Here is a 16,949-nt window from a genome sequence, read left to right as displayed (position 1 = left end):
GCGGAGGGGCCGGTGCCGAGCAGTCGGCGCCGGCCCCTCCGCCGTGTCCGGGTGGGCCGCCGGGCGTCGGCGGTGTAGAACGGGGGAGTGACGGAAGTGGCTTCAATGCAATCGGACAGTAGGACCGACGGCGAGACCCTCGGCAAGGCGGGGGCGGAGAACTTCCCGGTCGCGCCCGGCTTCCTGCCGGCCGCCTGGCGGGCGGACCTGATGGCGGTGTACGGCTTCGCCCGGCTGGTGGACGACGCCGGTGACGGCGACCTGGCCGAGCCGGAGAATGTGGCCGCGCTGCTCGGGGTCGAGGGGGGCCCGGCCGACGAGGGCTTCCGGCTCGCGCTGCTGGACGGGCTGGAGCGGGACCTGGACCGGGCCTTCGGGGCGGCCCTGGACAGCCGCGCCGAGCCGCCCCGGCACCCGCTGATGCGGGGCCTGGTCCCGCTGATCGACCGTCACCCGGTGACCCCGGAGCCGTTCCGCCGTCTGATCGAGGCCAACCGGGTGGACCAGACCACCTTCCGGTACGCCACCCAGCAGGACCTGATCGGCTACTGCACCCTTTCGGCCGATCCGGTCGGCCGCCTGGTGCTGGCGCTGGCCGGCAAGGCCACCCCGGAGCGGATCGCCCACTCGGACGCGATCTGCACCGGTCTCCAGCTGGCCGAGCACCTTCAGGACGTGGCCGAGGACCTGGGCCGCGGCCGGATCTACCTCCCGCAGCAGGACATGGAGCGCTTCGGCGTCACCGAGCGGGACCTCGCCGCGCCCACCGCGAACGCCCGGGTGCGCGAGCTGGTCGCCCATCAGGTGGAGCGCACCCGGACCCTGCTCGACCACGGAGCGCCGCTGGTGGGTACGGTGCACGGGAGGCTCCGACTGCTGTTGGCGGGATTCACCGCCGGCGGGTACGCGGCCCTGTCGGCGATCGAGGCCGCCGGGTACGACGTGCTCGCGGTGCAGGCGAAGCCGGACAAGCGCCGCCTCGCGGTCAAGGCGGCGGCAATCTTCGCGAAGGGAAGGTGAACGCCCGCGTGGCGGCATCACCACTGGCCCCGGCCCCCGTCATGGCGGCCTACCGGTACTGCGAGGCGGTCACCGCCCTCCAGGCCCGGAACTTCAGCTACGGCATCCGGCTGCTGCCCGAGCCCAAGCGGCTCGGCATGTCGGCGCTCTACGCGCTGGCCCGCCGGGTGGACGACATCGGCGACGGCGAGCTCCCGCCGGAGCAGAAGGCCGATCAGCTGCGGCAGACCCGGCTCCTGCTGGAGGAGGTCCGGCTCGGCACGGTGAGTGACGAGGACACCGACCCGATCAAGGTCGCGCTGGCCGACACCGCCCGCCGCTTCCCGATCGACCTGGGCGGCTTCGACGAGCTGATCGACGGCGTCGAGATGGACCTCCGGGGCGCCGAGTACAAGACCTTCGAGGAGCTCAAGGTCTACTGCCGCTGCGTGGCCGGGTCCATCGGCCGGCTCTCGCTCGGCGTGTACGGCTGCGAGCAGCCCAAGCTCGGCGCCGAGTACGCCGACACCCTGGGCCTGGCCCTGCAGCTCACCAACATCCTGCGCGACCTGCGCGAGGACGCCGCCAACGGCCGCACCTACCTGCCCACCGAGGACCTGGTGCGATTCGGCTGCGAACAGGGTTTCGACTTCGACCGGCCGCCGGTCGGAGCCGACTTCACCGGCCTGGTCGCCTTCGAGGCCGAACGGGCCCAGCAGGCCTTCGCCGACGGCCTGCGGCTGCTGCCGATGCTGGACCGGCGCAGCCGGGCCTGCACCGCCGCGATGGCCGGGATCTACCACCGGCTGCTCGGCCGGATCGCCGCCGAACCCGAGTCGGTCCTGCGCGGCCGGGTCTCGCTGCCGGGCTGGGAGAAGGCGTACGTGGCACTCTCCGGGCTCGCCGGAGGGCGTTCTTGATTCTCTCCGCGTTTATGTCACGCTGTGTCAGCACCCGGTCGCCGCACGGCGGTCGGGCACGGGCCGGCCACGACCACCGAAGGGGAGGCGCGAGATGACGGCAGGGCACGACCGGGAGCTCACCGCCGTGGTGGTCGGCGGCGGTCTGGCGGGCATCACCGCCGCGCTGCGGCTGGCCGAGGCCGGCCGGCGGGTCACCCTGGTGGAGGCCAGGCCCCGCCTCGGCGGCCTCGCCTTCTCCTTCCGCCGCGGCGAGCTGACCGTCGACAACGGCCAGCACGTCTTCCTCCGCTGCTGCACCGCCTACCGCGGCCTGATCGACCGGCTGGGTGCGGGCCGACTGGTGGACGTCCAGCCCCGGCTGGACGTCCCGGTCCTGTCGGTCTCGCCGGACGGGCGCCGCACCCTGGGCCGGCTGCGCCGGGCGGGCCTGCCCGTCCCGCTGCACCTGGCCGGCAGCCTGGCCTCGTACCCGCACCTGACCGCCGCCGACCGGCTGCGGGTGGTGCGGGCCGCGCTGGCCCTCAAGGGGCTGGACCTGGACGATCCGGGCCTGGACCGGATCTCCTTCGCCGAGTGGCTGCGCGCCCCACGGCCAGACCCCGGCCACCACGGCCGCGCTCTGGGACCTGGTCGGCGTGGCCACCCTGAACGCCACCGCCGAGCAGACCTCGCTGGCGCTGGCCGCGATGGTCTTCAAGACCGGCCTGCTCTCCGACCCGGGCGCCTCCGACATCGGCATGGCCAAGGTGCCGCTCGGCGACGTCCACCACGACCTGGCGCTGGCCGAGTTGGAGCGGGCCGGGGTCTCGGTGCGGCTGCGCGCCCGGGTGGCCGAGGTGAAGACCGCCGAGCAGCACTGCGTCCGGCTGGAGGGCGGCGAGCTGCTCACCGCCGACACCGTGGTGCTGGCCGGCGCCCAGGAGTCGGCCGCCGCACTGCTCCCGGACGGCGCGCTGGAGCACCCCGAGCGCCTGGCCGCGCTCGGCCACGCGCCGATCCTCAACGTGCACGTGGTCTACGACCGCAGGCTGCTGAAGCAGCCGTTCTTCGCCGCCCTCGGCTCGCCGGTGCAGTGGGTCTTCGACCGCACCGCGCACTCCGGGCTGGACGTGCCCGGCGCGCAGTACCTGGCCCTGTCGCAGTCGGCCGTGCAGGACGAGATCGACCTCCCGGTGGCCGAGCTGAGGGAGCGTTACCTGCCCGAGCTGGAGCGGCTGCTGCCGGCCGCCCGGGGCGCGGAGGTCCTGGACTTCTTCGTCACCCGGGAGCGGACCGCGACCTTCGCGCCCGCCCCCGGCACCGCGGCCCTGCGCCCCGGCCCGGTCACCCGGGTGCCCGGCCTGCTGCTGGCCGGTTCGTGGACCGCCACCGGTTGGCCCGCGACCATGGAGGGGGCCGTCCGCAGCGGTCACGCGGCCGCCGACGCGGCCCTGGCCGGAAGGCGCCGTCCGGTGGACCGGAGTGACGGAAGGTGGCCTCGATGAGTCTGGGGCCGGGTAGAACTGACACCGCACCAGAGCGGCCTCGCGTGCCGTTCGCACCGTTCGCAGGACAGGGAGAGGGAACGTACGTGGAGCCTCGCAGCGGGACCGGTTCGGTCCAGGACGCGCCGGCCGCACTCCCGGTGCCGGAACTGCTGGCCCGGGGCCGCGCCCTCTGCACCCCGCCGCTGCGCGCCGCCGTCGCCCGGCTGGCCGCACCGATGGACACCGTGGCGGCGTACCACTTCGGCTGGATCGACCGGGACGGCACGCCCGTCGCGGGGGACGGCGGCAAGGCGGTGCGCCCGGCGCTCGCCCTGCTCTCGGCGGAGGCCGTCGGCGCTCCGGCGCAGGTCGGCGTGCCCGGTGGCGTCTCCGTCGAACTGGTGCACAACTTCTCGCTCCTCCATGATGACTTGATGGACGGTGACGAGACGCGCCGGCACCGGGCCACGGCCTGGACGGTCTTCGGCCCGGCCCAGGCGATCCTGGTCGGCGACGGCCTGGCCGCCCTGGGCACCGAGGTCCTGCTCGACGCCGCGGTCACCGGCATCGCCTCCGCCGCCGACGCGGCCCGTGCGGTCCGGCTGATCACCACCACCACCCGGCAGCTGATCGACGGGCAGGCCAAGGACCTCTCCTTCGAGCACCGCGACGTGGTCACCGTCGAGGAGTGCCTCGACATGGAGGCGGGCAAGACCGGTGCCCTGCTGGCCGCCGCCTCCGCCATCGGCGCGGTGCTGGCCGGGGCCGACGACCGGGTCTCGGACGCCCTCCAGCGCTACGGCATGCACGTCGGCCTGGCCTTCCAGGCGGTGGACGACCTGCTCGGCATCTGGGGCGCCACCGAAGTCACCGGCAAGCCGCACTGGGGGGACCTGCGCCAGCGCAAGAAGTCCCTCCCGGTGGCCGCCGCGCTCGCCGAGGGCGGCGCCGCCTCCCGCCGGCTGGCCGCCGAGCTGGCCGACCCGAGCGGCCGCGGCGAGGAGGGCGAGGACCAGCTCGCCGCCCGCGCCGCGCTGATCGAGCAGGCCGGCGGCCGGGCGTGGACCCAGCAGGAGGCCCGCCGGCAGCACCGGACCGCCCTCGCCGCACTGGACGAGGTGCCCATGACCGACGAGGTGCGCCAGCGCTTCGTCGCACTCGCCGAATTCGTGGTGGTACGAGAGAGGTGACGTTGACGTGACAGCAACCGCGGACGGCCGGCTCGACCCTGAGTACGATCCCGAGCCGGCCGCGGTGGGCGAACGCCCGCCGGTCACGGACCGGTTGACCGGCCGTCAGACGACGGTCGCGACGGCCCCCGCACCGGGGGCCGGGAGGCGGCAGGCCGAGGGGCCGGAGCGGAGCGGTCCGCTCGATCCGGCCCAGGCCCTGGCCCGGGCCACCGCCGAGCTGTTGTCACGCCAGAGCCCGGACGGCTGGTGGAAGGGCGATCTGGAGACCAACGTCACCATGGACGCCGAGGACCTGTTACTGCGTCAGTTCCTCGGCATCCGCGAGCCGGAGCAGACCGCGGCCACCGCGGCCTGGATCCGCTCCCAGCAGCGCGAGGACGGCACCTGGTCCACCTTCTACGGCGGCCCGCCCGAACTGTCCACCACCGTCGAGGCCTACGTCGCGCTCAAGCTCGCCGGCGACGACCCCGGCGCACCGCACATGGCCGCCGCAGCCCGGTACGTGCGGGAGCGCGGCGGCATCGCGGCCAGCCGGGTGTTCACCCGGATCTGGCTCGCGCTGTTCGGCTGGTGGCCGTGGGAGCGCCTGCCCGAGATGCCGCCGGAGATCATCTTCCTGCCCCGCTGGCTGCCGCTGAACATCTACGCCTTCGGCTGCTGGGCCCGGCAGACCATCGTCCCGCTCACCGTGGTCTCGGCCCACCGCCCGGTCCGCCCCGCCCCGTTCGACCTCACCGAACTGCACACCGACCCGGCCGACCCGTACCCGCTGCGCCCGCTGGCCCCGCCCACCGGCTGGGACGGCGTCTTCGAGCGCCTCGACCTGGTCCTGCACGCGTACCACAAGCGCGCCCTGCGCCCGCTGCGCCGGGCCGCCCTGGCCCAGGCCGGCCGCTGGATCGTCGAACGCCAGGAGGCGGACGGCTGCTGGGGCGGCATCCAGCCGCCCGCCGTGTACTCCCTGATCGCCCTCCACCTGCTCGGCTACGACCTCGAACACCCCGTCATGCGGGCCGGGCTGGCCGCCTTCGACCGCTTCACCGTGCACACCGAGGACGGCCGCCGCTGGCTGGAGGCCTGCCAGTCCCCGGTCTGGGACACCTGCCTGGCCACCATCGCGCTGCGGGACGCGGGCCTGCCCGCCGACCACCCCGCGCTGGTCTCGGCCGCCGACTGGATGCTCGCCGAGGAGATCCGCCGCCCCGGCGACTGGTCCGTCCAGCGCCCGCGGCTGGCGCCCGGCGGCTGGGCCTTCGAGTTCGAGAACGACAACTACCCCGACATCGACGACACCGCCGAGGTGGTGCTCGCCCTCAAGCGGGTCGCCCACCCGGACCGGGCGCGGATCGACGGTGCGGTGCGGCGGGGCGTCGAGTGGAACCTCGGCATGCAGTCGCGCAACGGCGCCTGGGGCGCCTTCGACGTCGACAACACCAGCACCCTCCCCAACAAACTGCCGTTCTGCGACTTCGGCGAGGTGGTCGACCCGCCCTCGGCGGACGTCACCGCGCACGTGGTCGAGATGCTCGCCGAGACCGGCCTGGCCGGGGACCGGCGGACCAGGCGCGGCATCGACTGGCTGCTCAAGAACCAGGAGCCGGACGGCTCCTGGTTCGGCCGCTGGGGCACCAACTACATCTACGGCACCGGCTCCGTCCTGCCCGCCCTGGTGGCCGCCGGGATCCCCGGCTCGCACCCCGCCGTCCGCCGCGCGGTCGACTGGCTGGCGGACCGTCAGAACCCGGACGGCGGCTGGGGCGAGGACATGCGCTCCTACGAGGACCCGGTCCGCTGGTCCGGGCGCGGCGACTCCACCGCCTCGCAGACCGCCTGGGCGCTGATGGCCCTGCTGGCGGCGGGCGAGGGGCCGGACGGGGCGCGCAGCGAGGTGGTCGAGCGGGGCGTCCAGTGGCTCTGCCGCACCCAACTGCCCAGCGGCAGCTGGGACGAGCCGCAGTTCACCGGGACGGGCTTCCCCTGGGACTTCTCGATCAACTACCACCTGTACCGCCTGGTCTTCCCCGTGACGGCCCTCGGACGGTACCTGCACGGCAGTCCGCTGACGGGAGGCGGAGCATGACGGAGTGTGCGCTGCGCGCGGCGGGTACCGGGCCGCTCTCCCCGGTTCCCGGCCCCGGCTGGTACCTGCATGGCAGTCCGCTGACGGGAGGCGGAGCATGACGGAGTGTGCGCTGCGCGCGGCGGGTACCGGGCCGCTCTCCCCGGCCTCCGGCCCCGGCCGGTACCCGCACGGCAGTCCGCTGACGGGAGGTCACCGATGAGGCACGTCGCACCGCTTCCGCCCGAGGGAGCCGCCCCGGACGGTCCGCTGCTGGTCGTCTGCGCGCTGGGCCCCGAGGTCTGGGCGCTGCGCGGCGGCGACTGGAGCGGGACCCCGGCCGTGCTGCTCCGCACCGGTATGGGCCGGGCCCGGGCACGGAGGGCGGTCGGCGGGCTGCTCACCCGCCCGGGCTACGGGGCGCTCGCGGTGGCCGGCTTCGGCGCCGCCCTCGGGCCGGGCGTCCTGCCCGGGGACGTGATCGTCGCGGACTCGGTGCGGGACGCCGAGGGTGACGCCTGGTCACTCGACTCCGCCCCCGCCCTGGCCGCCGAACTGCGGGCCCGCGGCCTGACCGTCCACATCGGCCCGCACCACACCGCCGACCACGTGGTCCGCGGCGCCGAGCGCAGCGACCTGCACGCCACCGGCGCCCGCGCCGTCGACATGGAGGCCGCCGCCGTGCTGGCCGCCCGGGCCGAGGCCGGCTCCGGGCTGCCGGCGGCGGTGCTCCGGGTGGTGGTCGACACCCCCAGCCGGGAGCTGCTGCGGCCCGGCACCCTGCCCGCCGGGCTGCGCGCCTGGCGGACCCTGCGCGCCACCGTTCCGGCCCTCGCGGCCTGGCGGCGGTCGGTGGCCCGCGACGAGCTGAAGAACCGTGCACCACAGTCATCGACGCTCCCTCAGGAGGCGAGCTAGCCATGGCAATGCCGCTGCGCCAGTCCGTGCGCGTCAGCACGTACCTGCTCCAGCAGAAGCTCAAGCGGAACAAGAAGTTCCCGCTCATCGTCGAACTGGAGCCGCTCTACGCCTGCAACCTGGCCTGCGAGGGCTGCGGGAAGATCCAGCACCCGGCGGGGGTGCTGAAGCAGCGGATGCCGGTCGCCCAGGCGGTCGGCGCGGTGCTGGAGTCGGGGGCCCCGATGGTCTCCATCGCGGGCGGCGAGCCGCTGATGCACCCGCAGATCGACGAGATCGTCCGGCAGTTGGTGGGGCGGCGCAAGTACGTCTTCCTCTGCACCAACGCGCTGCTGCTGCGCAAGAAGCTGGACAAGTTCACCCCCTCGCCGTACTTCACCTTCACCGTGCACATCGACGGCCTGCGCGAGCGGCACGACGCCTCGGTGGCCAAGGAGGGCACCTTCGACGAGGCGGTGGAGGCGATCAAGGAGGCCAAGCGGCGCGGCTTCCGGGTGACCACCAACTCGACCTTCTTCAACACCGACACCCCGCAGACCATCATCGAGGTGCTGGACTACCTCAACGACGAGCTGCACGTCGACGAGATGATGATCTCCCCGGCCTACGCCTACGAGAAGGCGCCCGACCAGGACCACTTCCTGGGCGTGGAGCAGACCAGGGAGCTGTTCCGGAAGACCTTCGCGGGCGGCAACCGCCGGCGCTGGCGGCTCAACCACAGCCCGCTCTTCCTGGACTTCCTCGAGGGGAAGATCGACTTCGAGTGCACCGCCTGGGGCATCCCGAACTACTCGCTGTTCGGCTGGCAGCGCCCCTGCTACCTGATGGCCGACGGCTACGTCCCCACCTACCGTGAGCTGATCGAGAAGACCGACTGGGACAAGTACGGCCGCGGCAAGGACCCGCGCTGCGACAACTGCATGGCGCACTGCGGGTACGAACCGACCGCCGTACTGGCCACCATGGGCTCCCTCAAGGAGTCCCTGCGGGCTGCCCGCGAGACCCTCGGCGCGCACTGACACCACCCTCGGGAGCCCGCTGCGGCGGGCTCCCGACAGGCGCACCGGCAGCGATGGCCGCAGGCTGGACACAGACCGTCACCAGCACGGACCGTCATCGCCCAGTACCGAGCCACGAGGTGAAGCCATGTCAGTCCTGTCCACCGTCCAGGGCCCCGCCGACCTCCGCCGCCTCTCCCCGCCGGAGCTCGCCCGGCTCGCGGACGAGATCCGCGAGTTCCTGGTCTCCGCCGTCACCAAGACCGGCGGACACCTGGGGCCCAACCTCGGTGTGGTGGAGCTGACCATCGCGCTGCACCGGGTCTTCGACTCGCCGTACGACCGCATCCTCTGGGACACCGGCCACCAGGCCTACGTCCACAAGCTGCTCACGGGCCGTCAGGACTTCGCCCGGCTGCGGATGCAGGGCGGCCTCTCCGGCTACCCGTCCCGCGCCGAGTCCGAGCACGACCTGATCGAGAACTCGCACGCCTCCACCGCCCTCGGCTACGCCGACGGCCTGGCCAAGGCGCACCAGCTGCTCGGCACCCCCGGCCGGCACACCGTGGCGGTGATCGGCGACGGGGCGCTCACCGGCGGGATGGCCTGGGAGGCGCTCAACAACATCGCCGAGGCCGACCGCCCGCTGGTCATCGTGGTCAACGACAACGAGCGCTCCTACGCGAAGACCATCGGCGGCCTGGCCCACCACCTGGCCGCCCTGCGCACCGCCCAGGGGTACGAGCGCTTCCTGGCCCTCGGCAAGGGCGCGCTGCAGCGCACCCCGCTGGTCGGCAAGCCCGTCTTCGACGCGCTGCACGGGGCCAAGAAGGGCTTCAAGGACGCCTTCACCCCGCAGGGCATGTTCGAGGACCTGGGCCTGAAGTACCTCGGCCCGATCGACGGCCACGACCTGCTCTCGGTGGAGCAGGCGCTCCGTCAGGCCCGCGGCTTCGACGGCCCGGTGATCGTGCACTGCCTGACCGTCAAGGGCCGCGGCTACCGCCCCGCCGAGCAGGACGAGGCCGACCGCTTCCACGCGGTGGGCGCCATGGACCCGTACACCTGCCTGCCCGTCTCGCCCTCCTCCGGGACCTCCTGGACCTCCGTCTTCGGCAGCGAACTCGCCGCCCTCGGCGCCGAGCGCCCCGACGTGGTGGCGATCACCGCCGCCATGCTCCAGCCCGTCGGCCTGGCCCCGTTCGCCGCCGCCCACCCCGAACGCACCTACGACGTCGGCATCGCCGAACAGCACGCGGTGGCCAGCGCGGCCGGCCTCGCCACCGGCGGCCTGCATCCCGTGGTGGCCGTCTACGCGACCTTCCTCAACCGGGCCTTCGACCAGGTCCTGATGGACGTCGCCCTGCACCGCCTCGGCGTCACCTTCGTGCTCGACCGGGCGGGGGTCACCGGCAACGACGGCGCCTCGCACAACGGCATGTGGGACATGTCCATCCTCCAGGTCGTCCCCGGGCTTCGGCTGGCCGCGCCGCGCGACGCCGAGCAGCTGCGCGTCCAGCTGCGGGAGGCGGTGGACGTCGCGGACGCCCCCACCGTGGTCCGCTTCCCCAAGGGCGACCTCGGCCCCGAGGTCCCCGCGATCGAGCGGCTCGGCGGCGTCGACGTGCTGCAACGCACCGGCCCCGCACCGGAGATCCTGCTGGTCGCGGTCGGGGCGATGGCCCCCGCCTGCCTGGACGCGGCCGCGCTGCTGCTCGCCGAGGGCTTCAGCTGCACAGTGGTGGACCCGCGCTGGGTCAAGCCGGTCGACCCGGTGCTGCCCCTGCTGGCCGCCGAGCACCGCCTGGTGGTCACCGTGGAGGACAACGGCCGGGCGGGCGGCGTCGGTTCGGCCATCGCCCAGGCGATGCGGGACGCCGGCGTGGACGTGCCGCTGCGCGACCTCGGCATCCCCCAGGAGTTCCTGACGCACGCCGGGCGGGGAGAGATCCTCGAGGAGATCGGCCTGACCGGGACGGGCGTCGCCGCCCAGGCGGCCGTCTTCGCCAAGCAACTCCTGCGCCCCCAGAACCCCGCACGCGGGGAGAACCCGAACCGCGAACCCGACCAAGGAGCGAACCAGCACCATGCCGGCTGACCGTCTCGACCTCTCCGCGCTGCTCGCCGAACGAGGCTCCGAACGCTACGAGTTGCAGGCCAAGTACCTCAACCCGCAGCTGGCCCGGATGCTGCACACCATCGGCTTCGACAAGTTCTACGAGCGCGCGGAGGGGGCCTACTTCTACGACGCGGAGGGCAACGACTACCTCGACATGCTGGCCGGCTTCGGCATCTTCGCCCTCGGCCGCCACCACCCGGTGGTCCGGGCCGCCGTGCAGGACGTGATGGACCTCGGACTCCCCGACCTGGTCCGCTTCGACTGCTCCCCGCTCCAGGGCCTGCTGGCCGAGCAACTCCTCTCCTTCACGCCGGAGTTGGACCGGGTCTTCTTCGGCAACAGCGGCACCGAGGCGGTCGAGACGGCGCTGAAGTTCGCCCGCTACGCTACCGGCAAACGGCGGGTGCTCTACTGCGACCACGCCTTCCACGGCCTGACGACGGGCTCGCTGTCCGTCAACGGCGAGAACGGCTTCCGCAAGGGCTTCGACCCGCTGCTCCCCGACACCGCCATCCCGCTCGGCGACCTCGGAGCCCTGAAGAAGGAGCTCCGCAAGGGCGACGTCGCCGCCCTGATCGTCGAACCGATCCAGGGCAAGGGCGTGCTCGCCCCGCCGCCGGGCTGGCTGCTCGCCGCCCAGCAACTGCTGCACGAGCACAAGGCCCTGCTCATCTGCGACGAGGTGCAGACGGGGATCGGGCGGACGGGCACCTTCTTCGCCTACCAGGCCGAGCCGGGCGTGCGGCCGGACCTGGTCTGCGCGGCCAAGGCCCTGTCGGGCGGCTACGTCCCGGTGGGGGCGACCCTGGGGAAGGGCTGGATCTTCGAGAAGGTGTACTCCTCGATGGACCGGGTGCTGGTGCACTCGGCCAGCTTCGGCTCCAACGCCCAGGCGATGGCGGCCGGCCTCGCCACCCTGCACGTGATGCGGGAGGAGGGCGTGGTGGCGAACGCGGCGAAGGTCGGCGAGCTGTTCCGGACGAGGCTGTCGGCGCTGGTGGACAAGTACGAGCTGCTGGCGGAGGTGCGGGGGCAGGGGCTGATGATCGGCATCGAGTTCGGCCGGCCCAAGTCGCTGAAGCTGCGCACGGGTTGGACCGCGCTCCAGGCGGCGCGGAAGGGTCTCTTCGCCCAGATGGTGGTGGTCCCGCTGCTGCAGCGTCACCGCATCCTCACCCAGGTGTCGGGCGACCACCTGGAGGTCATCAAGCTGATCCCGCCGCTGATCATCACGGAGCGGGAGGTGGACCGGTTCGTGACCGCCTTCGAGGAGCTGATGGACGACGCCCACCGGGGGAGCGGCCTGATGTGGGACTTCGGGCGGACGCTGGTCAAGCAGGCGGTGGGGAGCGGAGGACGGTAGGTCCTGCTGAGTGATGGTGGTGCGGGCGCTTCTGTTGCAGGACCGGGACAGGGGCGCCCGCTCCGTGCGATCCCTCGAACACTATGATCGCTGCACGTTTGGTTGATCGTCAGTAACGGGGGATGACGAAGTGGCGCTCATGTTGCCGGACAGCGTCGAGTGGGTTCTCGAGATGCTGGGCTTCGACTGGCCGACGGCGAATGAGGACAAGCTTCGTGAGTCGGCGCAGGTGTGGCGTGACTTCGCCGATCAGGTGGAGGAGTTGCACTATCGGGGTGCGTCGGCGGCGAACGGGGTGTTGTCGTCGAACTCGGGTGATTCGATCGACGCGTTCGGGAAGACCTGGGAGAAGTTCTCGGGTGGTGGGGGTGGGTATCTGGCGGATGCGGCGACGGCCGCGCGGTTGATCGCGGCGGCGTTCGATGCTGCCGCGGTGATCGTGATCACGTGCAAGATCGCGGTGATCGCGCAGTTGGTGGCGTTGGCGGTGGAGTTGATCGCCGCTCAGGCGGCTGCGCCGTTCACGTTGGGGTTGTCGGAGTTGGGGGCGGCCGGGGCGACGTTGGCGACGAAGGCCATCGTGCGGCGGTTGTTGAAGGAGCTTCGGCAGGCTCTGGTCGAGGCGATCATGGAGACGCTGAAGGAGCCGGTGGTTTCGGCTGTTCAGGCGATGATCAGTGATTTGATCGCGCAGACGGTGAACCAGGGTTTCGGTGCGCAGGACGGGTATGACCTGGGGCGGACGGGGAAGGCGGGTGCGGACGAGTTCAAGGATGCGGTGAAGAACTCGGGGCAGACGTTCACGGAGTCGTTGCGGGACGGGTTGGGTTCGCGGGCGGGGCGGCATGCGCGCAACGGTCTGGAGAACGCGGCGGGTCGTAACGGTGGTGGTGACGATCCGGGGTCGGGCAACAACGACGCGGGCTCGTCGAACAGCAACACGTCGCCGTCCTCGACGTCGAACTCTCCGTCCAACTCGACGTCCACGCCGAACAGTTCACCGTCTTCGTCGAACCCGTCCAGCTCCTCGCCGTCCTCGTCCAACTCCACGCCGTCGTCGAACAGCACTCCAGGGGACAACGGCACCACCTCGCCGAGCAGCACCTCCTCCCGGCCGACGAGCACCGCGCCGGACAGCACCCCGACCAGCACCCGGGACACCACGGCGCCGAGCCACACGCCGTCGCCTTCGCAGCAGCCGGGTGGTGACTCGTCTCCCTCGCCGCGGACTCCGTCTCCGGCGTTGGACCCGTTCGGTACCCGGGTGGGCCCGGACGCGGCGACGGACGGTCCCTCGCGCACGCCGGTGACGCCGGAGCACAGCACGCCGCCGGCCCGCAACGACGACGGGGCCGGGCGCACCAACACCCCGGCGCCGGAGGGCCGTTCGACGCCGGACAATTCCGGCCCGACCCGCACACCCGACCACGACCCCAGCTCCACGCGTCCGGCGGCGAACGATGGTCCGTCGCGTACGCCTGACCACGACCCGGGTTCCACGCGGCCTGCGGCGAATGATGGTCCGTCGCGGACGCCTGACCACGACCCGGGTTCGACCCGTCCTGCGGCGAACGACGGTCCGTCGCGGACGCCGGACCACGACCCTGGCTCCACGCGGCCTGCGGCGAACGACGGTCCGTCGCGCACGCCCGAGCACGATCCGGCTCCGTCGCGGCCCGAGCACGATCCGGCTCCGTCGCGGCCGTCGCAGGAGTCGCCCGCGCCGACGCTGGGGCCGGTGCGCCCCTCGGAGGCGGGTCCGGTTCCGCAGCCCGCGCACGTTCCGTCGGCGGATGTGCCGACGCCGCGTCACGAGAGCGCGCCGGAGCCCGTGTCGACGCGTCCGGACGCGACGACGCCGTCCCCGCAGCAGCAGCACCAGCCCGCGCCGGAGCGCACCGCCCCGGCCGAGCCCGCCGGCACCGCCACCGACCCGCGCACCCACACCCCGGCACCGTCGCACACCCCGGGCTCTGACGGCACGTCGCCGGCGCCGTCGCGGGTGGACCCGCGGACCGCGTTCGCCAACGACCCCACCCCGAACCCGGCACCGGCCTCGTCGGACCCGTCCTCCCCGGCGGGCACGCCCCGCCTGAACACCGCGGGCCTGGGTGCGACAGCCACCGCACCCCCGCCCTCCTCGTCGGACCACCGCCCCAGCCCGCAGCCCACGGGCGACCCGACCCCCAACACCCCCAACACCCCTGGCACGCCCGGCACCCCGGGCATGGCGGGTGGTGTCCCGCACGCCGCCACCCCGCAGGCCGCCAACCCGAGCACTCCGTCGAGCCGCCCGACCGCTCCGCAGGCCCCGGCCACGCCGACCGGTCCGGTGCCCTCGCAGCGCCGCCCCGACAGCGACGGTCCGACGTTCGGGCCGCGTCCGGCCGCCGACCGCGGACCCGCCCGCCCGGACCCGCGCGCCGCCTACGCCAACCCCCGCCCCGCCGACATCAACAACCGCCTCAACCCGGACGGCCAGAACACCACCCCGAGGCCGGACAGCACGCCGCGCCCGGACCTGGGCAACCGGCTCAACCCGGACGGGCAGAACACCGCGCCGTCGAAGCCGGACAGTGCGCCGCGCCCGGACCTGGGCAACCGGCTCAACCCTGACGGCCAGAACAGCACCCCGTCGAAGCCGGACAGCGCGCCGCGCCCGGACCTGGGCAACCGGCTGAACCCGGACGGCCAGAACACGGTGCCGAAGGCGGACAGCACCCCGCGCCCGGACATCGGCAACCGGCTCGACCCCACCGGCGACAACTCCCGCCCCGACGCGCCGCGTTCGCACGACACGGACCCCGGCAAGCCGGACATCGGCAACCGCCTGGACCCCGAGGGCCACAACACCCACCGCACCACCGACGACGACGGCCACACGTCGAAGGAGCCCTACCGCCCCGCCACCGAGGACCGCCCCAAGGGCAGCCCCGGCGGGCTCGACGACCCCTCACCCGCGGACAACCGGCACATCAACGACGCCGTCCCCCGCAACCCCGACGGCACCCCCACCCGCCACCCCGACCCCAACGAGGGCAACTGGCCCGGCGCTGTCAACGGCACCGACCCCCACGCCCCCGGCCGCACCAACAACTGCGTCGACGTCGCCCTCGCCACGGTCGACACCTACTCCGGCCACCCCACCGCCGCCGCCTCCCGCACTCCCGACACCGACGCCAACGGCAACCCCTCCGACCGCGGCGAGCGCGGCGGCCGCGACCGCATCGAGAACGCCCTCGGCGCCCGCTTCAACGACATGGGCAACGGCGACCAGGCCTACCGCCGCCTCGAAGACACCCTCCGCAACAGCGGCCACGGCTCCCAGGCCGTCATCATCACCACCGACAAGGACGGCCGCTCCCACGCCTGGAACGCCGTCAACCACAACGGCACCATCACCTACATCGACGCCCAGACCGGCCGCCGAAGCCCCCAACCCCTCCACAACGGCGACAACGGCGTCTTCGCCATCCCCCTCGACCCCAACCGCACCCCCACCACCCCCGACCACCACACCACCGACCCCACCCACAACCCCGACCACGACCGCACCGCCCCCGAAGAAGCCGCCGGCACGGATCCGAATTCGGGTGGCGATCATGGTTCTGACGGCACTGAAAACTGGGGCACGCACAATGGTGAGCCGGTCAACTACGCAACGCCGCCCGACGAAAAGGCTGTAGCGGCTTATGACCGAATCCGGGCAACCGAGGGTGATGTCGAAAGGATTGCCGAAGAGTATGGATTCGATCCTGCGGTGATCGAGCGGGCGAAGAACAATTTGTTCATGGAAAAGCATGACGCGCAGGTGGGGCCGGGGCCGGAGAACCTCAAGCAGGACATCTACTTCACTGCCTATGATGAGATCGCGGATCTTTGGACCAAGGCCATGAATGGTAGGTTGAAGCCCGACGAGATCGGGCCCTTCCGTGGGCTGATCGTTCATGAGTATGTGGAAAGTCGCCTCATGGAAGCTGGCATGCCGTACACGTCGGATCATCCGCTAGCATGGGTTGACGAGGGGCGCGACTGGGGGAATGGGCATATCGGGGCCCATGATGTAGCCCCGATTTCTTTCCGAGGGGCGCCAATTACGGTGAGGGGCACGCTTGTGCTCTGGCCGAAGATGGGGCTCACGCCCCCAGACACGCCCATTGCTGATGACCTGTCGAACCTGGATCTGCTCGTTGAGGCTGCCAAGAAGGGACTTGATCTGCCGTGAACGTCAAGGCTGCGGAAGTGATGTTGGAGCGCCTGTCAGCCGTTGACTGGGTAGCGTGGGAGCCCGCGTTCGAGCATGCGGAGTCGCGTGCGCGGCTGTTGCGTGAGTACCTCCGCCGCGCCGCGCTCTGGGCAGAAGCACTGGGCGGGGCTCCCTCCTGGCCGTTCTTCGACATCGCGGGGCTGGTTCACCCGGAAGGGGAGATCGAGCCCGAGCTCACCACGAAGCTCGAGGAGCTCATCGAGGAGAAGGTCCCGGGTGTCACGGCCCCCGATGCATGTCGGTCCGCTGTGCGCTGGGCGTCTCTCCCGGAGGCCGAGCAGTTGCGCTTCCCGCAGCTTCCTGACCCGTTCGAACCGCTGATCCGCATGTTCGAGCGTGGAGGGGGGGTCAGCCTGGAGAACGGCATGGTGGACTTCGTTACTACGCGTGTACGGATTCGTGATTGGCAGTCCAACATCGCGAGTGAGCCGGTCGTCTCGATGGATGATGCTGCCCTCGATGCTCTGGACTCCTGAGGGCGCTGGTGTCCGGTAGCGCCAGCGTTCTCGCTGGACGCGCATGGCGCCGGGTATGCCAGTGGTGGTGGGCGGCGGACTTGCTCAGGCTGCCGCCCACACCCGCGGTCTCGTTCATGTCGGCGTACGGAATCAGCGTCAGTCGGGTGGCCGCTCCTGACCTGAGGC

The 16,949-nt window shown here is 72.4% G+C and carries 10 protein-coding genes and 1 pseudogene; all 11 read left to right on the top strand.

From position 1 onward, the window contains the following. The first annotated feature begins 105 nt into the window (after window positions 1–105). The 11 genes and pseudogenes from hpnC (at window position 106) to ABD946_RS05920 (ending at window position 16,781) form a co-directional block, all read left to right on the top strand. Window positions 106–1,020 (top strand): squalene synthase HpnC, encoded by a 915-nt coding sequence (gene hpnC / locus ABD946_RS05970; protein ID WP_345280793.1) that lies wholly within the window; start codon window positions 106–108, stop codon window positions 1,018–1,020. 41 nt (window positions 1,021–1,061) lie between these two features. Next, the gene (gene hpnD, locus ABD946_RS05965; protein ID WP_345280825.1) at window positions 1,062–1,919 is read left to right on the top strand and encodes a presqualene diphosphate synthase HpnD; all 858 of its coding nucleotides are present in this window, start codon (window positions 1,062–1,064) and stop codon (window positions 1,917–1,919) included. A 94-nt stretch (window positions 1,920–2,013) separates the two neighbouring features. Beyond that, window positions 2,014–3,406: pseudogene (gene hpnE, locus ABD946_RS05960) on the top strand (hydroxysqualene dehydroxylase HpnE). 86 nt (window positions 3,407–3,492) lie between these two features. Continuing rightward, window positions 3,493–4,578 carry a polyprenyl synthetase family protein gene (locus ABD946_RS05955; RefSeq protein ID WP_380150113.1) on the top strand — a complete coding sequence of 362 codons (1,086 nt, stop codon included), beginning with the start codon at window positions 3,493–3,495 and terminating at the stop codon, window positions 4,576–4,578. Window positions 4,579–4,585: 7 nt separating this feature from the next. Further along, entirely contained in the window at window positions 4,586–6,661 is a 2,076-nt protein-coding gene (gene shc / locus ABD946_RS05950) for a squalene--hopene cyclase (RefSeq protein ID WP_345280792.1), read from the top strand. A 198-nt stretch (window positions 6,662–6,859) separates the two neighbouring features. Next, window positions 6,860–7,558, top strand: a complete 699-nt coding sequence (locus ABD946_RS05945; RefSeq protein WP_345280790.1) for a phosphorylase family protein — start codon at window positions 6,860–6,862, stop codon at window positions 7,556–7,558. Window positions 7,559–7,560: 2 nt separating this feature from the next. After that, the gene (hpnH, locus tag ABD946_RS05940) at window positions 7,561–8,577 is read left to right on the top strand and encodes an adenosyl-hopene transferase HpnH (RefSeq protein ID WP_345280788.1); all 1,017 of its coding nucleotides are present in this window, start codon (window positions 7,561–7,563) and stop codon (window positions 8,575–8,577) included. A 127-nt stretch (window positions 8,578–8,704) separates the two neighbouring features. Continuing rightward, entirely contained in the window at window positions 8,705–10,654 is a 1,950-nt protein-coding gene (dxs, locus tag ABD946_RS05935; protein ID WP_345280786.1) for a 1-deoxy-D-xylulose-5-phosphate synthase, read from the top strand. After that, window positions 10,644–12,038 (top strand): aspartate aminotransferase family protein, encoded by a 1,395-nt coding sequence (locus ABD946_RS05930; RefSeq protein WP_345280784.1) that lies wholly within the window; start codon window positions 10,644–10,646, stop codon window positions 12,036–12,038. The genes dxs and ABD946_RS05930 overlap by 11 nt, the downstream gene beginning before the upstream one ends. 139 nt (window positions 12,039–12,177) lie before the next feature. Continuing rightward, a complete protein-coding gene (locus ABD946_RS05925) occupies window positions 12,178–16,263 on the top strand; it encodes a toxin glutamine deamidase domain-containing protein (RefSeq protein ID WP_345280821.1) in 4,086 nt (1,361 codons plus the stop codon). Next, on the top strand, window positions 16,260–16,781 hold the full coding sequence (locus ABD946_RS05920) for a hypothetical protein (protein WP_345280782.1): 522 nt from the start codon (window positions 16,260–16,262) through the stop codon (window positions 16,779–16,781). Before ABD946_RS05925 ends, ABD946_RS05920 begins: the two co-directional genes overlap by 4 nt. Window positions 16,782–16,949 lie beyond the last annotated feature (168 nt).

It is taken from the genome of Kitasatospora albolonga (assembly GCF_039535905.1).
Taxonomy (GTDB): domain Bacteria; phylum Actinomycetota; class Actinomycetes; order Streptomycetales; family Streptomycetaceae; genus Kitasatospora; species Kitasatospora albolonga.
This window is presented reverse-complemented; position numbering and strand designations above follow the sequence as displayed.